This is a genomic window from Mangrovimonas futianensis (assembly GCF_021245805.1).
GTDB lineage: Bacteria > Bacteroidota > Bacteroidia > Flavobacteriales > Flavobacteriaceae > Mangrovimonas > Mangrovimonas futianensis.
The window spans coordinates 1-480 of the sequence record NZ_JAJJNF010000036.1 but is presented as its reverse complement, the minus strand read 5'-3'; the positions used below and the strand labels follow the sequence as shown (position 1 = coordinate 480).

Below are 480 nucleotides of genomic sequence, written 5' to 3'. Positions count from 1 at the left end.
TATTCAACGACGTGCCTCCGGGAGTGGGACACTATATCGAGGTAAGACATACCAATGGATGTATCGTGGTTACCGACCTGTTCGACATTGAAGGATACGACCCGCTGGCACTTGTGCTGGTCGAGGGAGACATGAACGAGATCATCGCACAGGCCACAGGTGGAAACGGTGAGTATGAATTTACTTTTAACGGTGAAGACTATGGCCAGGAAAACTCCTTTATGATCACCCAGACCGGTACACATACCGTAACGGTGACAGACAGTGCGGGATGTACCGCCATGGCAACCATCTACCTCGAGTTCATAGACCCATGTATACCGAACTACTTTACCCCCAACGGGGACGGAGTGGCCGATACCTGGGGACCTGACTGTGTGGACAACTACCCGGACCTCGAGTTCTCGATTTTCGACAGGTACGGAAGAAAGATCGTCACACTTAAGGTCGGACAGAAATGGGACGGTAAGTACGACGGAA

Annotated in this window: 1 protein-coding gene; it reads left to right on the top strand. The window is 51.5% G+C overall.

All coding sequences use genetic code 11. The annotated features are described in order from the left end of the window. Positions 1-480, top strand: a 480-nt coding sequence (locus tag LOK78_RS16425; protein WP_232635671.1) for a T9SS type B sorting domain-containing protein, incomplete at both ends; no start/stop codon positions are given.